The sequence below is a fragment of the Micromonospora peucetia genome (assembly GCF_900091625.1).
In the GTDB taxonomy this organism is placed as follows: Bacteria; Actinomycetota; Actinomycetes; order Mycobacteriales; family Micromonosporaceae; genus Micromonospora; species Micromonospora peucetia.
In genome coordinates this window covers 20,086-34,375 of sequence record NZ_FMIC01000002.1, presented here as the reverse complement: position 1 = coordinate 34,375, position 14,290 = coordinate 20,086, and the positions used below count along the sequence as shown (strand labels likewise).

The window sequence follows — 14,290 nt, the reverse complement described above, 5'->3', positions numbered from 1 at the left end:
TGCCGTGCGTCGCGACCGCCAGACCAGCAGAACGCGTCAGGTCGGGGAGGGCACGAGGAACTCGCGCGCACCCCGGAGGCGGGTGGTCAACCGCGACTGAGTCCTGACACAGTCCAGACGTACGTCGATGGGGCCTGGAAGGCTGGTGGCGGCCCGTAGGCCGGTGGGGAGAGCGGTGTGGTCGAGACCGTCCCGTCGGGCGATCAGCACGCCGAGCTCGTAGCGGCTGACGGCGTCGACCCCGGCGACGTGATGTACTCCGGTGTACGGGGACGCGGCCAGTTCCAGTAGCGCCGCAGCCAGGTCGGTGACATGCCCGGGGCAGCGCACGTCGTCGGTGAAGAGGGCACCGGTCACGGCACCGGATGCCAGCGCGTGTACGTACTCCTCGTGCGGGGAGCCGCCGTCACCGACGATCAGTGAGGTCCGGGCGATGATCGCCGTCGGGTCGATGCCCTTGATCGCAGTCTCCGCCGCGGCCTTCGCGGCACCGTACGGTGTCGTGGGGTCCGGCAGTCGGGTCTCGTCGTAGCTGGCGGTCGTACCGGAAAAGACCGCATCGCTGGACACGTGCACGAGCCGGGCTCCCACCGCTGCCGCCGCGAGAGCGACGTGCGTGCCGCCGTCGGCGGTGGTTGCCCAGTCTGTCTGCCGGTACGCGGCATTGACGACCACGTCGGGTCGGGCCTGCCGGGCCAACGCCGTGACGTCGTCGCGGCGCCGGATGTCGACCCTGCGCCAGTCCACGCCGGTGCTGGCCGGAACGCGGGTGTGGAAGGTGCCCACGACGTCGTCACCTGCGAGCTGTGCCTGACGCGTGATCTCCAACCCGAGGAAGCCGGTGCCGCCGAACACGAGAAGACGCATGTAGATCTCCTGACAGAACGTCCTGTCGCACCCGGCTGCCGCACGGTGGTCAGGCTACGAGCAGGCGGAGGCCGAGCTCTGCCGTGTCGAGGGCGACGAGGTCGCGGTTGCGCTCGGCCCACCGGCCCGAGGAGAGGTCTTCGCGGAGTGTGCTGACTGCCCGTTGCTCAGCCTGCGGTCCGACTCTGGTCCATACCGAAACCGCGCGGCGGACATGTTCGTCCAGGTATGCCTCGGGCCGGCGCCAGTATGCCTCGAAGAAGCCGTCGGCGCAGTCCCACGGAACGAGCACCGGCTCCGCGCGTCCTCCGATCGCGCCGGTCAGGTCGGCCAGTGAGGGCCAGCCGACGAGAAGGTCCGCGAACTCAGGCAGGTAGTCACGGGTGAGCCAGAACCGTTCACGCCAGCCGGTGTCATCGGCGTCGTACGTGAACACCACCACGCGGCGGGCCACCCGCTGCATCTCCCGCAGCCCGGCGACCGGGTCCGGCCAGTGATGGACGGTGCTGACCGCCATCGCGGCGTCGAAGGACTGGTCCTCGAACGGCAGACTCTCCGCAGCGGCGGCCACGCACTGCGCCGCGCCCGGGGGACGTTGCGCCCGCATGACCGCCGACGGTTCCACCGCCGTGACGTCGCGGTCGGGTGGTTCGTAGGAGCCGGTGCCGGCCCCGACGTTCAGCACCGTTCGTGCGTCTCCCAGCGCATCCCAGATGCGTGCGGCTATCCGCGGCTCGGTGCGCCGCGTCGCCGGGTAAGCAGAACCGATGACGTCGTACAACTGTGTGCCGAACACTCTCAGTTGCTCCTCCGGCGTCGTCCTGATCCCCATTGCCCGTGCCTCCAGTTCCCTGTCTATGGCGGTCACCATGGCAGCAGCGCGGTCGCGCTGGTCCATCAGCAGGCCGCGCAGCCGGCACAGGTGCGCGACCGCGTCGGTGGCCGGATCGTCAACCAGATCCGCGATCTCCCGCAATCCGAAGCCGAGCCGCCGGTAGGCGAGGACCTCCCGGAGTCGCTCCACATCGCCCACGGAGTAGGCCCGGTGCCCAGCCGCGGTCCGCGTGGACGGCTCCAGGAGGCCGATCTCGTCATAGTGATGCAGGGTGCGGACGCTGACACCGGCCAACTCCGCCACCCGCCCCACGGTCAGGTGCTCATCCACGCCACCGACTATGTGCCATGACGCCGCGTGAGGAGCAAGAGCTTCTCTGATTATTCCTTGACAAGAATATTCCCTGTGAAGAATGCTCCTCTCCCATGGACGCAGTCCTCACCGCACTGGCCGACCCGGCCCGCTGGCGGCTCGTGAACCTGCTGGCCGAGCGACCTCGCTCGGTCGGCGTCCTCGCCCAGCTCGCCAAGGCGCGCCAACCGCAGACGACCAAGCACCTACAGACCCTCGAGCGCGCCGGCGTCGTCACCTCCCAGCGCACCGGCCAGCGCCGCATCTACGCGCTCCAGCCCGCTCTCCTGCGGGACCTGGCGGCTGTGCTCAGCCGGCTCGCCGACACCGCGGACCAGGCCGGTGGCACCCGCGAGACCTACGACCGCTACGGGATCAGCCTCCAGACGGAGCGGCTCGCCGCAGACGAGTCGGGGTGGGCCGACGGCCGCTCGTTCAGGTTCCTCCGGTCGCTGAGAGGGCACCCTGAGCTGGTCTGGCGTCACCTGACCGAGGCCTCGCTGCTCGCCGGGTGGTGGACGCCCGACGACCTCCGCGTCTCCGAACTCGTCTTCGAGACGCGACCGGGTGGGCGAATCGTCCAGGAGTACCGCGATGCCGAGGACGTAGACCGCTCCGACCTGGTCGCCGGGAGCGCGGAGGGAGTCGTCGACGACGTACGCCCCAACGAGCGCCTCGCCTACCGGCTCTCCCCGCTGCTCCCCGACGGCGGCCTCGCCTTCACCGCCCACGTCGACCTCGGCCTCCGGCCCACCGACACCGGCACGGACCTCGATGTCCATTGGCGGATCACCGACAGCACCGTCGACTCCGCGGACTTCATCGCAGGCATCGAGATCGGCTTCGGCCAGAGCCTCGACAAGCTCGCGGCGACCCTCGCCGCGCACCACACCGTCGACACTGTCGGCGCCGACACCGACACAAGGAGCACGAAATGACGAAGCGGAGCGCCAGCCGCCGAGTGGTCACCAACATGAGCCTCTCCCTCGACGGCCACTACGCTGCGCCGGACGCCCCTGAGGACATGGGCTGGGTGATGCCGTACGCCGTCACCGACGTGGCCCGCGACCAAATGACCAGCCTCCGGGAGTCGGCGACGACAGCCCTGCTCGGTCGGGTCAACGCCGAGGGATTCCTCAGCTTCTGGCCCACCGTCATCGGCATGGAGGGGGCCGACCCGCGCGACGAGGGCTTCGCGAAGTGGCTCGTCGACACCGACAAGGTGGTCCTCTCCTCCACCCTCGGCGAGGCGCCGTGGGCGCGGACGACAATCGTCGACAAGCCGACCGCGGAGGTGGTCTCGGACCTCAAGGAAACCGAAGGCGGCGACATTCTCGTGCTCTCCAGCGCGAGCGTCATCAAGGCGTTGCTGGCCGCCGACATGGTCGACCGGCTGGCCATGACGATCTTCCCGGTCTTCCTCGGTGGCGGACCGCGCCTCTTCGACGACGGCCTGCCCGCGGGGCAGTGGGCGCTCGTCAGCCAGGCCGCGGGCGAGCACGGCACCTTGGCTCTCGTCTACGACCGAGTCCGCTGAACCGGCCGACCAGCGCACTCAGCGATGGGGTGCCCCAGCTCGGAGCCAGCTCGCGCCACCGGCCGACGCCGGCCGGTGGCACGATTGGAAAGCAGGGCCTCCGCGAAGGTCTGTCGCGGTGGGTAGCGCTCTGTCGGCGGCAGATCCGGACGTCGCGCCGCACTGTTGGAGGCGCGGCAGCGGCGCGGCAGAATCGCGAGACCCACTCGAAGACTTCAGTTCAAGGTTCGCTCTGGGCTGTGTATGGCGTGCCATTCGCGCGCGAGGATCGCGTACTGGTAGCCGTCGACCCAGCCCAACTCGGCATGCCACGAGTCCTCGATTCCGTGTTGCTCACGCCGCATCCCCGCCTTCTCGAGCACCCGTGCAGAGGCAGGATTGTCGGCGTTACAGCTTGCGATGACACGCCGAAGCCCCAGGCGGTCGAACGCCGCCGCGAGCAGGCCGCGGGCGAGATCACTCGCCACGCCCTTCCCCGTGGAGCCCGGCTCGACGATGTATCCGATAACCCCTTCTGTGCGCTTCGGCATCCCAGGCTGGCCCATGCCGTCTACGACATCGAGGAAGCCCATCGCGACAACAGTCCCGTCGACCTCGGCAACGCAGGAGAAATCGGTACCACTGGTTGGCACAGCCAGCCATTCCTGGCGAAACGTCCCCGGGTCGACACTCGTGCGGAGCATGAACCGGTTGACTGCGGGATCGTTGCGAAAGGACAGCATCTGCTCAATGTCGCTCTCGTGTGCTTCCCGAAGAAGGAGAAGGCCGACGCGCATCGGCCAGGGGCTAGACACCATCCCGACATCCTGTCAGCCGGTCGTGGGGAACGAGAAACGGTTTAGCGCTCATCGGCAGTACCGGAAGCTGAAGCACATCGTGGACCGGTCACGGCCTGTGACGCTCGATCAGCGGCAGTTGAGTGACCCGGCGGTTGGTAAGGCCGATCGTAGTATCCGCGCATGGAGCTTGCGGAGTTCGAGGCGCTGGCGGAACCACTTCGTCGGAAGTCGGCTGCGGCACAAGCCGAGTACGGGTTCGCGCTTATCGAAGGCCATACCGCCACCCCGGAGGAGATTGCGAGCGTCGAGCGGAAGATGGCGGTAGCTCTGCCGGTCAAGTACAAGGCGTTCATGATGCGCTACGGCGGGGGCGAGTTGTTCGGCTTCGTCGAGTTGTTCCCGATCGGGCCCGTGCCCTCGTCGTGGCACGACCTCCGTACCCTCAACGACCGGGAGTTTCCCGAACGCAGCTTCGTCGCGGTCGCCTCGGTCGGCACCGGCGACCACTGGGGCTTCCAGGTGATCGACGGCCACTGCCACGAGCAGGTTTGGTTCCACTTTCACGACGCCGGCGATGACGAGTTCGTCGCCCAGGACTTCCTCGAGTTCATGGCAAGCTACGGGCTCAAGGCCTGACGAGAGCCGGCGTGCGGCGTTTCTCTCCGTACACCGTCGTCGGGCGACGCGCGACCTGCGGCATGAGCGGATACGACGATCAGAACATCGGTTCAGGACTCGCCTCGATGTTGGTCGGCCACCCAAAGCCGGAACTGGTGGATCGCTTCACCGAGATTGAGTGGCCCACAGGCGACCTCGAACCGGCCTTCGACCACCTGAGCGATGAACCAATCGTGCTGGCTTCGGTGGACCTCACGCTTGGGAAACGTCAAGCCGTCCATGGCGGTTTCCTGCAAGTCCAGCTTCAGGAACCAGCCCGGGTTGTCAAGCGTCTCGATCGACACGCCGTACTCGTGCTCCCAGTCCCCATCGCACTGTGTGGCGTACCACGCTTGAAGCCACGTCAACGGGTCGGGCTTATGGGAGTAGAACTGCGGATCTTGTCCGGTCACCCGATCATGATGCCCGAGGCGCTTCTTCTCGCATATCCGCTCATCGGCATGTGCGGACGCTGACCGGCGCACGGTCAGCGCCACAAGAGTGAGCCGAAGTGCGTGGCGGCGGCTGAGGCTGCGCTCTGAACTGGGGGCGCGGTTGGCATCGGGGACCGGGTCAGGCGCGGGCCGCTGGTTCGGTGGGCTTCGTGGTAGGGCTGTCGCTCGGTCCACCGTCGGCTGGCTCGGTCTGCATTGCGTCGGCAGCGGGGGCGGGGGCTACCGCCTGTAGCCGGCGGACGTCCCGGCTGGCCAGCATGCCGAGGACGGCGAGCACCACCAATGTCGCCAGGATCAGCAGCGTGTCACGGGTGCCGATCGCCGCGGCGACCGGTCCGACCGCGATCTGGCCGAGTGGGATGGCGACCCATGACCCCAACATGTCGTAGGAGTAGACGCGGGCCAGCCGGTCGGCCGGAATCTGCTGCGCGATCGACGTGTCCCAGGCCACCGCGAACTGTTCGACGGCGATGCCGACCGCCACTCCGGCCGACAACAGCACGACGATGTTGGGCGCCAGGGCCAGCCCCAACAGCAGGAACGACTCGGCGAACATGCAGGCCACCCCGAGCAGCAGCAGCCGGCGTACCCGGATCCGCAGGGCGATCAACCCGCCCACGACCATGCCGGCGGTTTGCGCCGCCAACACCATGCCCCAGGCGCTACGGCCGATCGTCTCGTCCGCGACGGCCGGGCCGAGCACGTTCACGCCGCCAGCGAGGGCCGCGTTGAGGACCATGAAGCCGAGCACCACGACCCAGACCCAGCTCCGCGCGGTGAACTCCGTCCAGCCCTCCCGGAGGTCGGCGACGATGCTCGTACGGGTGCGCTTCGCCGGCGAGGCAGTGACCCGGACTCCGGTGAACGCGACAGCCGCGATGGCGAAGGTGAGCGCGTCGATGGCGAGGCCCCACCCCGGCCCGACGGCGGCCACCAGGAGGCCGCCGAACGCGGCACCGCCGATCATGCCCGCGTTGATGCCGAGCCGGATGAGCGCGTTGGCCGGCTGGATCAGCTCCGGCGGCACAGTCTGCGGCGTCGCGGCGGCCGAGGCTGGCTGGGACAGGGCGCTCACGATGCCGTTGGCCGCACCGAGCGCCAGCAGCAGCGGGATCGTCGCCGTGCCGGTGAGCACCAGGGCGGCCACCGCCGCCTGGGTCAGCGCACTCAGCACATTGGAGCCGACCAGCACCAGCCGACGTGGAATCCGGTCGGCCACCACCCCGCCGAACAGCACGAACAGCACGGTCATCACCGATCGCGCGCCGACCACCAGACCCAGGTCGCCTATCGAGCCGGTCATGTCGAGCACGGCGAAGGCCAGCGCGATGGGAGCGACACCGTTGCCCAGCATGTTGACCAGCCGGCCAGCAGCCAGGTATCGAAACGCGCCATACCGCAGCGGAGCCAGCATCAGTTCACCATCCGGAACAGGACAACATCAACGTGGAGCGGTTCGGGGACGCCAGGCGACAGGTGCTCGGCAGGGCAGCGGTCGGTCACGGCAGGATCTCGACGTACCCGTCGCTTCCGTGCACGCGGATCCGCTGCCCGTCGGGAATCAGCCGGGTGGCATCCACCACGCTGACGACAGCCGGCAGGCCGTACTCCCGGGCGATCACGGCGCCGTGTGTCATCAATCCTCCGACCTCCGTGACCAGGCCTGCGACGGCGACGAAGAGGGGCGTCCAGCTCGGGTCCGTGTGGGCCGTGACGAGGATGTCACCCGGTTCGAGATCGGCCTGGGCCATGTCCAGGATGACGCGGGCGCGCCCTTCGACGGTCCCGGCGGAGACCGGTAGGCCGATCAGGGCGCCGGTCGGCACGTCGTCGCGTCGGTACGCCCCGGTGATGGCCTCGCCATCCGACGTCAGCACCCGGGGCGGCGTGAGCGCCTGGTACGACCGGAACGCGTCCTTGCGCTGCTGGATCAGCTCGCCATCCGCCTGGTTCGAGCGCACGACGTCGTGAAGCTCCTGGAACGTGAGGTAGAAGGCGTCCTCCTTCTCGGGAAGCACGCCGGCCCGCACGAGGCGCTCGGCCTCGTCGAGCAGGGCCTGCTTGTAGACGAAGTAGCGGCTGACGATGCCGTACTTCGGGTACTCCCGGTAGCCGACGAAGGTGCGGACCCGGTCGATCATCCGCTTGGTCTCGTCGGCCTTCCGCTCCCCGTCCGGCAGCGCCCGCAGGCGTACGAGCACCTCCTGCGCCTTCTTCTGCGCATTCTGCCGCCCCTGCTCGAAGCGCCGCTTGGCGGCGCCCGCCTCGAAGTTCCTGACGTTGTCGAGGATCACGGGCACGAGGGTGGCGGGGCGTTCGCTCCAGCGCGGCCTCGTGATGTCGATCTCGCCGACGCAGCGCATGCCGTACCGGTCGAGGTAGGCCTCGATGGCGTCGCGCGCTTCGATTCCGCCCGCGAGTTTCGGCAGCCCGTCCAGGAAACCGTCGTCCTCGACGCCGCGCAGGAACGCGACCACCTGCGGATACGGGCGGATCACGTCCGCGACGTCGAGCAGCGCCAGCCCCATCTCCGACGTGACGTTGCCGGGAGCGGACAGCGTGAGGGCGTCGGCGGCGTTCTTCTCGCCCAGCCATTCCCGTAGCTGGTCGTTGAGCCACCAGGTGGCCTCCATCCCCGCCATGATCGCCTGCATGCTCAGTGGATCAGCGAGGACCCTCTTGTGCTCCTGGAAGGCCTCCAGCAGGAAGTCGAACAGCGCCGGTCCGGTCTTCGTCCGGATGTCGCGCCGCAGGGCGGCGATGGACGCCTCGCTGCGCTCGACCAGCTCGGTGACGATGGCCGGATCGGTCTCGATCGGGGCGGGCGCGCCGCCGACCGGCAGCCCGCCGGGACCGGCGTCCGGGAGCGCCGGGACGAAGTCGTCGCGCTCCAGGACGGTCTCCAGCGCGTCCCTGGTCAGCGGATCGGACCTGCCCACCATCTCCAGGAAGCCGGCGCGGCTCGCGGGCGAGGCCAGGTGCCGGGTGGAGTCGACGAACAGCCTCCCGCCGGCCTCCTGCATCGGCGCCATGGCCGTCAGCTGCCACACCGAGAGCCCCAGTGGCCTCATGGCGTCGGTCATCATCTGCTGATGACCGACGGAGAGATAGACGTGGTTCTCCGAGTCGCCGGCCGTTGGGATGGGAAACAGCGTGGTGATCGGTCGGCTCTGCACGATCTGGAAGTCATCGTCGACGAGGCACCATTCGACGTCCTGCGGGCGGCCGAAATGCGCTTCGATCCGCCGCCCGAGCTGCACGAGCCGCACGGCCTGAGTGTCCGTCAGCGCCGGCTGCTCCTGCCGCCGCGGGTCGATCGCCACTTCCCGCGTGCCGCCGGCCGGCAGGGCGTGCACGGCACGCTGCTTGGCGGCGACCGTCCTGGCGACGATCTCGCCGCCGCGCACCCTGAAGACGTCCGGGTTCACCAGGCCGGAAACCAGGGCCTCTCCGAGGCCGAAGCTGGCGTCCACGGTGGCGACCTTCCGGTTGCCCGTGACGGGGTCGGCCGTGAACAGGATGCCGGCGGCATCCGGCAAGACCATCTGCTGTACGACCACGGCCATGTGGACCGCACGGTGGTCGATGCCGTTGCGCTGGCGGTAGGTCACGGCCCGTTCGGTGAACAGCGACGCCCAGCACCGGCTGACGTGCTGGAGGATCGCCGCCGGCCCCACGACGTTCAGGTATGTGTCCTGCTGGCCCGCGAAGGAGGCTGTCGGCAGGTCCTCTGCCGTCGCGCTGGATCGGACGGCGTAGGCGGCCTGCTCGCCGAGTTGGGCGAGCGCGCGGGTGATCGCCGCCGTCAGGTCGCCGGGGATGGCGATCCCTTCGATGGTCCGGCGGATGTCCGCGCTGAGTGTGCGGATCGCCTCCCGGTCGTCCGGCTTCAGGCGTGACAGCTGATCGAGCCGATCGTCGATCGACGGCGCTTCCGCCATGATCCGCCGGAAGGCGTCCGTCGTCACGCAAAACCCGGCCGGCACGCGGATGCCTTCGATCCGCGACAGCCCGCCCAGGTGCGCGGCCTTGCCGCCAACAACCGCGCCCCGCGTCTCGTCGACCTCTTGAAGGTCCAACACGTACCGCTCGGTCATTGCGATACCTCCGCGGCAGCCGTGCTCCGTACCGCAATGACCATCGACAACGCACCCACGTCGTACCCCCGATTTCCTCGTCGGTGCTGGTCCGGCCGCCGATTCTGCGGCACAACCCGGGTCTTGTCGCAAGCCCCCCTGTGCGCTATACGTTAGAAGGGGCAGGGAGCGAGTTCTTTTCCGAGCTGATATTGCAGCTCAGGGTGCGCGGCGAGCCCGGGTATCGATGAGGGCGAAGCTCCAGGTAAGACGATCGCCCCTCCACGATTCCGCTGCCGAGCAATGCTCGAAACCTGTGGATGAGCGTCGGGCTTAGGCGCGTGCCGACGGGCGCCTGCGGGTCGCCTGTCTCGGGGTCGCCCTGGACTTGCTCACTCTGGTTGGGGAGATCCTGACGGTGCTCGTCATCGACACCGACCTGTTCGACGAGTTGGCCGCCGACTTTGTGGACCGCAACGATGAGGGCCAGGTGGTGGCCGAGCGGTACCCGTTCACCGAAGCCGGCGTGCGAGGGCGGGGCGTCTCGCACCCGCCGGGGCCGGGTGCCTTGAGTTGGCGTGGCTGTGGCGTGAACATCTGCTGATGCCGTAGCCGGCACGTAACCAGCCTGCCGTATTGATGACCCTTGGCACTGCTAGGTTTACGCTCTGCGGTCATGAAACTTGGACGTGCCGTGGCGGCAGGAACACTTGTTGCCCTCACCCTCACCGGCTGCTCCCTCGACTACGACGACAGGCGCGACTACCTGCGCACGGTTGCGTTCCGGGGCGCGGAGACGCATAGCCTGATCGCATCGTCGGAGGGCAAGCCGGACGCGGAGCGGTGCAAGGCCGCACACATTGCTCTCAATGACGACGCCCCGGGCGTTGGGGGAACTTCCATTGACCAAGAGGAGTGGATCGCCCAGGTGGAGGCGTTCTTCGTGGACTCGTGCGTCTCGGGTAAGCCGAAGGAGTTGCCCCCGTTGGGGCCGCCTGCAACTCCGGCGGTCACGGTCAGCCCATCGGTTCCGCCGTCGGGCACGCCCGCAGCGACGCCGTCTGCTGCGGTAACACCCTGACGCAGATGATGCCTCCACCCTGCTCGCGGTGGAGGCTTCATCGTTGCCTGCGACCCATCGGCCCCGGTCAGCATGATCCGGACACACGGTAGGATGGGGGCACAAATACAGAACGGGCCCGGCAGGTGTTGGTAGCACCTTTGCGCCGGGCCCTGATCGCCTAGCAGGAGGCGACCCATGTCTAGGGTGGAAGTCTTCCTTGCCCGCACGTCTGTGCGACCGGCTGGTGTGCGATGAGCGCCACCGACGATGAGACCTCTCACCTACGCATCCCCACCGAGATCCAGGATTTCGTTGCCGCGGGGAAGCTCACCATCCATGCGGCCTGGCTGTACGGCTTGCTGCTGAGGCACATCAACTACACGCGCGGCGACGCCCACGTCTGGCCATCTCGCAGCAACCTCGCCAAGCGGATGCAGTTCAAGAATACGCGGGCGGTTGACCGCTATCTCACCGAGCTAGCCGCCGCGGGGCTCATCGAGACAGAGCGGCGACGCAAGGGCGAGGCCAACGACACGAACCGGTACACGCTGCTGCTGGTGTCGTGGCCGAAGACTCCCGCCACTAGGGGTGGTGCGCCACAGCACACCACCCCTAGTGCGCTGAAGAACACCACCCTAGTGAGCCACAGCGCACCCGAACTAGAAGAACTACAACTAGATGAACATGAACTAGACCAAAGATCAGACCAGAGCAGCCTCCCCTCCGGTCGCTTCGCTCCCTCCGGGGCCGACGAGACGCAAAGCCGCTTTGCCGACGAGTGGAATCCTCCCGCCCAGCGGCAACCCAGCACAGCCAAGAAGCTTACCCAGCAGCGAATCGACGATCGGGCGACGTTCCTCAGCCTCATCAACGCTGGACACCTGCGCTCCGACGGCACCACCTTCGGGAAGGGCGTGTGGACGGTGGATGCCTTTTACAACGCGTTTCGCAAGCTCAAGAGCACCAAGAAGCCGATCGGGTTTCCGGGGGCGTACATCGAGGGCATGGCCGAGCGGGACCCTGACAACGGCGTTGAGGATTGGCTGCTGACGCTCGGTTTGGAGCCCGCGTAGTGGTCCCGCAGCGGGACTAGTCCGACACGGAGACTGGTTCCGCAGCGGGACCAGTTCCGCCGATACCCTTCCGGGAACCCTTCCGGGAACCCTTCCGGGAACCCTTCCGGGAACCCTTCCGGGAACCCTTCCGGGAACCCTTGGAGATCCCCCGTGCCGTTGACCCCTGACGACATCACCACCGACTCCGACCGGTGGGGCTACCGCACAGGCGCCCGCTTCGTCGGCCCCAACGAGTGGGATAAGCACCGGTTGGACTACATCAACCGCCGCCACTTCTACCTTCAGTCGCTCACGGATGGCTTGTCTCTCGCTGCTGACGGCGAAGGGCTGATCCTCGACTACCGGCCGAACGAGTTCTACGAGGGCACGCTGTCGGATGCGATGCGCGACGAGGACGACGACCCGGGCTGGAAGCTCACCTACGACCGGTTCTCGGCGATGACCCTGTCGGTGTTCATGTTCGAGCTGGTGACGGCGGGTCTGCTGGCGACCCGGGGCAACGGGGACAGCGTGGACTACCGGCTCACCCTGCCGGGCGGTGCTGGGGCGTGAGCGACGTCGTGGAGCCGCCGGAGAAGCATCCCGCCTACCGAGTGGAGTTGGATATGGGTCACGGGCCGGTGTTGGAGGTGCAGGCTGTGCCGTTCGATGATCCGAGCTGCGACAGCCCGTACGCCAACCTGAGGTTTCAGGTGACCGGCGGGGACTACGACATGGTGTTTTCGTGCCGGTCGTTGCTGTCGGATGAGGACATGGGCGCGATGATCGACGCGCTGACGAAGGCTCGTGCGGATGCCCGCCGGCAGGCTGCCCTGTTCGGCTGGGAGCCCGGCGAGGACTAGCGGGCCCGCTGGTGGCAAGCGGGTGGCAAACGCCATGGCACTTGCTACCCATCTGCTGTAGCACCTGCTATGCGGCAGTCCAGGTCGCAAGGGGCGGATAGGCTATCCGATTCTTACGGCATGGCCAATCCGCTTCCTGTCGAGTGGCTATCCACCAGCGGGGATGGCTGAGGCCGCCCAACCCAGCCAGGTTGGGCGGCCTCAGCGCCTTGCGGGAGTTGCGGCAACCCGCGGGCGTTCGCGGGTAGCGTCGCCGGCGTGAGGGTGTTGCTGCGGGACGGTCCCGGTGACGGGCAGGTGGTCGACGGCCACGGCGAGACGGCCGTGTGGGGTGCGTGCCTGTACGAGCGGACCGGCGACCGCGAGGAACGCCACGGCCGCACCCTGCCCGTGTTTCGGCACCGGCCGGACTGCTGCGAGTTGTACGGGCGGGGCGCCGAAGACCGGTGCGAGTAGCACCCCTGGGGCGTTCAGTCCTCGCGCCAGTGTTCCTCGTAATGCCACTCCTCGTACCACACCTCTTCGTACTCGCCGTCGTCGTGGCTGTCGCCGCGGTCGCGGTTCCACCACGCGTAGCCGATGCCGATGACGGCGACGAGTCCGACAATTCCGGCGACACCTTCGGTGCTCACCGCATGGACGGTAGTGGCGGGTTGTTGCTGCGGGTGAACGGTGTCGGGTAGCTGACGCTCCCTTGCCGGGTAGGCGAAGACCCCGGTCGAGCTGATGCTTGACCGGGGTCTTCTTTGCATATGGATTAGCAGGACGTCAGGTCACTGCCGTCGGACGCAGTCGTCGCCGAGGCGTTCCACCAGTGGTCGCGCCAGGCTGGTCCACTGGTCCCGGCTGATGCCGTACACGCTGGCGATGTCCTCCGCCACCTCGCCAGCATCGTCGTACGAGTCCGGCAGTTGAGGCTCCCACCATGCCCGGTTCTGGATCCAGCTGCCGCGGGACCAGCGGCGGCGGGGGCTGCGGTTGAGGATGGTGAGGATGTCGCAGCGGTTCAGGTCGGCTTTGACCTGGGGGAACCGGGCGGCTAGGGGGAAGTTTCGCCAGGCGTGGTTGAAGGAGAGTTCGAGTTCGAGTTTCCGGCTGGTGAGTCCGGTGACGCCGAGGTCGAGGCAGCCGACGGCGAGTCCGTCGCCGATGACGGTGTACTGGTCGGCCTGGGTGAGCTTCCCGGTCAATGCTGCTCCTTCGGGTGGTTCTTGATGCGGAGGGGCGGGCTTCTTTCAGCAGCGGCTTGAGCTTGCGGACCTGTCAGGGCGTTGCGGTTGGGGTAGGCGAAACCGCCCCCATCACCCCACCCATGAAGATCATCACCGTGAACACGATCATCGGGGCAACGAACACATACCCGAGCACCAGACCAGCCACCGCCATGCCCCGCCCCGACTTCCGGCCGTCCGCAGTGTCCCGCAGCCCCATATGCCCGAGGACCACTGCGGCAAGGCATGGCAGCCCGAACAGGCACCAGCCGCCGAGCACCCCGATGATGCCCAACACCATGGATGCGGTGGCGAGCCCGGACGCTGGCGGCACCTGGGCGACGATCACCTGCGGCGGCGGGTAGTAGCCGGCGGGCGGATAGCCGGGACTGGTGGGCGGGCCGGAGATCGGCGGCGGGCCGTACGGCGGTCCGGGCTGCGGGTAGGTCAAGGTGGCTCCTCGGATGCGGTTTGGCCTGGCTGATGCTGGTGGCGGGCGGGGGTGGTGTCGCCACCGTTGTCGGGTAGGCGACTGCGGTTG

General features: G+C 68.0%; 18 protein-coding genes. 9 read left to right on the top strand and 9 right to left on the bottom strand.

The genetic code is table 11. The annotated features are described in order from the left end of the window. Positions 1–36 precede the first annotated feature (36 nt). Positions 37–867, bottom strand: coding sequence for a sugar nucleotide-binding protein (locus GA0070608_RS00665; protein ID WP_091619785.1), 831 nt, complete (start codon positions 865–867; stop codon positions 37–39). Between the two features lie 49 nt (positions 868–916). Next, complete coding sequence (locus tag GA0070608_RS00660) at positions 917–2,032, bottom strand: MerR family transcriptional regulator (RefSeq protein WP_091619781.1); 1,116 nt, start codon at positions 2,030–2,032, stop codon at positions 917–919. A 95-nt stretch (positions 2,033–2,127) separates the two neighbouring features. Here GA0070608_RS00660 and GA0070608_RS00655 point away from each other — a divergent pair, with 95 nt between their 5' ends. Together GA0070608_RS00655 and GA0070608_RS00650 are read left to right on the top strand one after the other, a co-directional pair. Then, the gene (locus GA0070608_RS00655; RefSeq protein ID WP_091619778.1) at positions 2,128–2,991 is read left to right on the top strand and encodes a metalloregulator ArsR/SmtB family transcription factor; all 864 of its coding nucleotides are present in this window, start codon (positions 2,128–2,130) and stop codon (positions 2,989–2,991) included. Further along, positions 2,988–3,590 carry a dihydrofolate reductase family protein gene (locus GA0070608_RS00650; RefSeq protein ID WP_091619775.1) on the top strand — a complete coding sequence of 201 codons (603 nt, stop codon included), beginning with the start codon at positions 2,988–2,990 and terminating at the stop codon, positions 3,588–3,590. Before GA0070608_RS00655 ends, GA0070608_RS00650 begins: the two co-directional genes overlap by 4 nt. A gap of 215 nt (positions 3,591–3,805) precedes the next feature. On the opposite strand, the gene GA0070608_RS00645 is transcribed toward GA0070608_RS00650, so the two are convergent. Beyond that, complete coding sequence (locus GA0070608_RS00645) at positions 3,806–4,366, bottom strand: GNAT family N-acetyltransferase (RefSeq protein ID WP_411970758.1); 561 nt, start codon at positions 4,364–4,366, stop codon at positions 3,806–3,808. A 183-nt stretch (positions 4,367–4,549) separates the two neighbouring features. Between GA0070608_RS00645 and GA0070608_RS00640 the strand changes: the two genes are divergently transcribed. Further along, positions 4,550–5,005, top strand: a complete 456-nt coding sequence (locus GA0070608_RS00640) for an SMI1/KNR4 family protein (RefSeq protein WP_091619769.1) — start codon at positions 4,550–4,552, stop codon at positions 5,003–5,005. Positions 5,006–5,097: 92 nt separating this feature from the next. On the opposite strand, the gene GA0070608_RS00635 is transcribed toward GA0070608_RS00640, so the two are convergent. The 3 genes from GA0070608_RS00635 to rph all read right to left on the bottom strand — a co-directional run bounded on the left by GA0070608_RS00635 (position 5,098) and on the right by rph (position 9,578). Continuing rightward, positions 5,098–5,523, bottom strand: a complete 426-nt coding sequence (locus GA0070608_RS00635) for an immunity 53 family protein (protein ID WP_245715649.1) — start codon at positions 5,521–5,523, stop codon at positions 5,098–5,100. Positions 5,524–5,599: 76 nt separating this feature from the next. Next, positions 5,600–6,895, bottom strand: coding sequence for an MFS transporter (locus GA0070608_RS00630; protein ID WP_091619765.1), 1,296 nt, complete (start codon positions 6,893–6,895; stop codon positions 5,600–5,602). An 85-nt stretch (positions 6,896–6,980) separates the two neighbouring features. Continuing rightward, a complete protein-coding gene (rph, locus tag GA0070608_RS00625) occupies positions 6,981–9,578 on the bottom strand; it encodes a rifamycin-inactivating phosphotransferase (protein ID WP_091619761.1) in 2,598 nt (865 codons plus the stop codon). Positions 9,579–9,945: 367 nt separating this feature from the next. Here rph and GA0070608_RS00620 point away from each other — a divergent pair, with 367 nt between their 5' ends. The 6 genes from GA0070608_RS00620 (at position 9,946) to GA0070608_RS00595 (ending at position 12,994) form a co-directional block, all read left to right on the top strand. Continuing rightward, a complete protein-coding gene (locus GA0070608_RS00620) occupies positions 9,946–10,161 on the top strand; it encodes a hypothetical protein (RefSeq protein WP_245715648.1) in 216 nt (71 codons plus the stop codon). 72 nt (positions 10,162–10,233) lie between these two features. Further along, positions 10,234–10,638 carry a hypothetical protein gene (locus GA0070608_RS00615; RefSeq protein WP_141719384.1) on the top strand — a complete coding sequence of 135 codons (405 nt, stop codon included), beginning with the start codon at positions 10,234–10,236 and terminating at the stop codon, positions 10,636–10,638. A 233-nt stretch (positions 10,639–10,871) separates the two neighbouring features. Further along, complete coding sequence (locus tag GA0070608_RS00610) at positions 10,872–11,693, top strand: helix-turn-helix domain-containing protein (protein ID WP_091619755.1); 822 nt, start codon at positions 10,872–10,874, stop codon at positions 11,691–11,693. A gap of 153 nt (positions 11,694–11,846) precedes the next feature. Beyond that, positions 11,847–12,248, top strand: coding sequence for a hypothetical protein (locus GA0070608_RS00605; protein WP_091619751.1), 402 nt, complete (start codon positions 11,847–11,849; stop codon positions 12,246–12,248). Next, complete coding sequence (locus tag GA0070608_RS00600) at positions 12,245–12,538, top strand: hypothetical protein (RefSeq protein ID WP_091619747.1); 294 nt, start codon at positions 12,245–12,247, stop codon at positions 12,536–12,538. The genes GA0070608_RS00605 and GA0070608_RS00600 overlap by 4 nt, the downstream gene beginning before the upstream one ends. Positions 12,539–12,796: 258 nt before the next feature. Further along, entirely contained in the window at positions 12,797–12,994 is a 198-nt protein-coding gene (locus GA0070608_RS00595) for a hypothetical protein (protein ID WP_091619744.1), read from the top strand. Positions 12,995–13,008: 14 nt separating this feature from the next. On the opposite strand, the gene GA0070608_RS32460 is transcribed toward GA0070608_RS00595, so the two are convergent. The 3 genes from GA0070608_RS32460 to GA0070608_RS32455 all read right to left on the bottom strand — a co-directional run bounded on the left by GA0070608_RS32460 (position 13,009) and on the right by GA0070608_RS32455 (position 14,200). Further along, on the bottom strand, positions 13,009–13,170 hold the full coding sequence (locus GA0070608_RS32460) for a hypothetical protein (RefSeq protein WP_176733601.1): 162 nt from the start codon (positions 13,168–13,170) through the stop codon (positions 13,009–13,011). Positions 13,171–13,311: 141 nt separating this feature from the next. Then, a complete protein-coding gene (locus GA0070608_RS00590) occupies positions 13,312–13,728 on the bottom strand; it encodes a hypothetical protein (RefSeq protein ID WP_091619741.1) in 417 nt (138 codons plus the stop codon). 73 nt (positions 13,729–13,801) lie between these two features. Next, the gene (locus GA0070608_RS32455) at positions 13,802–14,200 is read right to left on the bottom strand and encodes a DUF4190 domain-containing protein (protein WP_176733600.1); all 399 of its coding nucleotides are present in this window, start codon (positions 14,198–14,200) and stop codon (positions 13,802–13,804) included. Between the last annotated feature and the right edge of the window lie 90 nt (positions 14,201–14,290).

What these genes read in the sequence shown, in the direction of transcription:
- GA0070608_RS00665 (WP_091619785.1), bottom strand. Translation starts at nt 867, where the DNA reads ATGCGTCTTCTCGTGTTCGGCGGCACCGGCTTCCTCGGGTTGGAGATC.
- GA0070608_RS00655 (WP_091619778.1), top strand. Translation starts at nt 2,128, where the DNA reads ATGGACGCAGTCCTCACCGCACTGGCCGACCCGGCCCGCTGGCGGCTC.
- GA0070608_RS00650 (WP_091619775.1), top strand. Translation starts at nt 2,988, where the DNA reads ATGACGAAGCGGAGCGCCAGCCGCCGAGTGGTCACCAACATGAGCCTC.
- GA0070608_RS00645 (WP_411970758.1), bottom strand. Translation starts at nt 4,366, where the DNA reads ATGCGCGTCGGCCTTCTCCTTCTTCGGGAAGCACACGAGAGCGACATT.
- GA0070608_RS00640 (WP_091619769.1), top strand. Translation starts at nt 4,550, where the DNA reads ATGGAGCTTGCGGAGTTCGAGGCGCTGGCGGAACCACTTCGTCGGAAG.
- GA0070608_RS00630 (WP_091619765.1), bottom strand. Translation starts at nt 6,895, where the DNA reads ATGCTGGCTCCGCTGCGGTATGGCGCGTTTCGATACCTGGCTGCTGGC.
- rph (WP_091619761.1), bottom strand. Translation starts at nt 9,578, where the DNA reads ATGACCGAGCGGTACGTGTTGGACCTTCAAGAGGTCGACGAGACGCGG.
- GA0070608_RS00615 (WP_141719384.1), top strand. Translation starts at nt 10,234, where the DNA reads ATGAAACTTGGACGTGCCGTGGCGGCAGGAACACTTGTTGCCCTCACC.
- GA0070608_RS00610 (WP_091619755.1), top strand. Translation starts at nt 10,872, where the DNA reads ATGAGCGCCACCGACGATGAGACCTCTCACCTACGCATCCCCACCGAG.